Raw genomic sequence first — 2,777 nt, forward strand, 5'->3', positions numbered from 1 at the left:
AGTTTGAATGAGGACATGGAGTAAGGGGCCAATCTACGTTACAGTCTTTATGACTAAGGGCAGGCTCAGCCTCACTTACTCCACTGGTGAAATGTTAGCTAAACACGTCACCTTGAGAGATACAAGGTCAGGCATTGCCTGACGGTAAAGGCATTGCCTGACGTTGCCATGCATGACCTACAGGTCCACCTCGGGGTGGCGCTGGGCGTATTCTATGAAGGCTTTAACATACCCGCTTTTATTGCCGCAGTCATGGCTTTTTCCTTTCATATAATAGGCATGAACGGCTTCTTGCTCTAATAACATGGCCATGGCGTCGGTCAATTGTATTTCATCGCCGGCGCCGGGTGGCGTTTTGTCAAGTAGCGGCCACAGGCTTTTGGTAAATACATAGCGACCAACCACGGCGAGGTCAGAAGGCGCTTCTTCCACGCTGGGTTTTTCTACCAAGGCGCGAATAGGCGCTTCTTCCCCAGGGGTTAATTCAACTCCATTAATGTCAGCCACACCGTAACTACTGACATTTTCCATGGGGACTTTTTCAACCATGACTTGGCTAATGCCTGAAGCGGTAAAGTTTTTCGCCATTTCAGCTAGGTTATCTGTGCGTAAATTGGCACTGGCTTCGTCCATCAGCACATCGGGCAAAACCACAGCAAAGGGCTCGTCGCCTACTAAAGGTTTGGCACATAAAATAGCATGGCCAAGGCCTTTTGCTTCCCCTTGGCGCACATGCATAATGGTGACGCCTTTGGGGCAAATATTTTGTACGGCGTCTAATAGCTGACGTTTCACCCGCTTTTCTAAGGTAGATTCTAATTCAAAGCTGGTGTCGAAATGGTTTTCAATGGCGCCTTTGGAAGCATGTGTGACCAGAACTATGTCTGTCATGCCTGCGGCTGCACATTCTTCCACAATAAATTGAATGAGGGGCTTGTCTACCAAGGGCAGCATTTCTTTTGGGATAGCCTTGGTGGCCGGCAACATACGCGTGCCAAGTCCTGCTACCGGGATGATTACCTTTCGAATGTGCTTGCTCACTGGCTTAACTATCCTTAAGTAGCTTATGTCTTGTTAGTGCAATAATACTATCAGTGCTGCTGTCAAATTGACCACCTTTATCTTGTATTGCGGTTAAGGCATCGTTTGCTATCTTCTTGCCGAGTTCTACGCCTGGCTGGTCAAAACTATTGAGCTGCCATATGAGTCCTTGAGTAAAGACCTTGTGCTCGTAGGCCGCAATAATAGCCCCAAAGGTTTCTGGGGTTAAATAGACGAGCGCAAGGAGGCTATTTGGGTGTTCCCCTCGGTAATACTGGCTGATATCCACATTTTTAAGGTATCGATCTGTCCCGTAGGTTATCAGCTTGCGGTGCGCTAAGCAGTTGGCTACCGAAAGCTCTTGTTGTTCAGCTAGGCTCGCTTGGACTTTGGCGGAGAACCTTGGGGCATTTCTATGTAGAACCACCAAAAAATCTGCGGCAAAATCATCATAGCCTTGATGTAAATGTTGGAAGAAAGCATGCTGCCCGTTCGGTCCAAAGCCGCCCCAAATAATAGGCCCTGTTGGGGTGTCAAGGGCTTTACCTGTGGCTGTATATTGCTTACCGTTACTTTCCATATCCAACTGCTGCAAATAGGAAGGCAAATGACGGAACCGGCCGTCGTAGGGGAGTATGGCCAGATTATTAATGCCTCGGACTTCTCGGTTGTACACGCCACACAGTGCCATCAGCATGGGGATATTTTCAGTGAGGGGGGCTTCAGCAAAATGCTGGTCCATTTGAATGGCGCCGTTTTGTAGCCGACGGAACACTTCCAAGCCACAACTGGTGGCAATGGCAAGCCCTATGGCTGTCCACATGGAATAACGGCCGCCAATTGTTTCCCCAAAAATAAGTTGATGTGCAGTCGGGATGCCATAGGCCGTCATCCGTTCAGGTTGAGATGACACCCCTATCAGGTGGTGCTGACGCCACGTTTGCCCTGATACTCCTTGACCACTCAACTGTTCCACCGCCCATAGCTGTGCGGTTTTCGCATTTGCTAAGGTGTCTTGCGTGGTAAATGACTTTGAAGCAATAATGAAGGCGGTGGTTTCTGGGTTTACCTTCGGAAGTACGGCATATAATTGCCCACCGTCCATGGACGAGACGAAGTGTGTCGTTAACTTGTGTGTATGAGTGTCGCTGGCAAATTCTTTTAGGGCAAAGCTGGTCATAAGAGGCCCTAAGTCGGAGCCGCCGACCCCAATATTCACAATATCTGTAATGGGTTTGCCGGTCGCGCCAAGCCAGTTGCCGCTGCGAAGCTTATTCACAATTTGCACAAACGGCGAATTATTTCCTTGGCGGAAAGGCGAGTGTTTCGCCCGACTTAAAACATGGTTGACTGTGCGGTTTTCACTGATATTTAAATAAGTGCCTTGCATGAGCGCAGTACGCTGCTCTGCAAAGTTTTTTGGTAATCGTTGTTCTGCTAATGCCGTTATTTGCTCAGGGGTTAAACGCTGGTAACTCCAGTCGTAAATCAGTCCATTGAGTTTTACTTGTTGTAATGGTAAAGATTCCTTCCTTTGCATTTCACCAATTCCCCTTATAACTAACGGTGCGGCGTACGGCAGTGCCGTACAGCGTCAGGCAATGCCTGACCTTGTATCTCTCAAGGTGACGTGTTTAGCTAACATTTCACCAGTGGAGTAAGTGAGGCTGAGCCTGCCCTTAGTCATAAAGACTGTAACGTAGATTGGCCCCTTACTCCATGTCCTCATTCAAACT

General features: G+C 48.5%; 2 protein-coding genes. Both read right to left on the bottom strand.

What is annotated here, in order from left to right; all coding sequences use genetic code 11:
* Window positions 1–177: 177 nt before the first annotated feature.
* Window positions 178–1,041 (bottom strand): UTP--glucose-1-phosphate uridylyltransferase GalU, encoded by an 864-nt coding sequence (gene galU / locus CWE15_RS11865; RefSeq protein ID WP_275065515.1) that lies wholly within the window; start codon window positions 1,039–1,041, stop codon window positions 178–180.
* A gap of 4 nt (window positions 1,042–1,045) precedes the next feature.
* Entirely contained in the window at window positions 1,046–2,581 is a 1,536-nt protein-coding gene (gene pgi / locus CWE15_RS11870; protein WP_126758293.1) for a glucose-6-phosphate isomerase, read from the bottom strand.
* Between the last annotated feature and the right edge of the window lie 196 nt (window positions 2,582–2,777).

The organism is Aliidiomarina taiwanensis (genome assembly GCF_003987015.1).
Classification (GTDB): domain Bacteria; phylum Pseudomonadota; class Gammaproteobacteria; order Enterobacterales; family Alteromonadaceae; genus Aliidiomarina; species Aliidiomarina taiwanensis.

Bases quoted from the DNA above. Each gene is read 5' to 3' on its own strand.
- pgi (WP_126758293.1), bottom strand. From the start codon at position 2,581: ATGCAAAGGAAGGAATCTTTACCATTACAACAAGTAAAACTCAATGGA.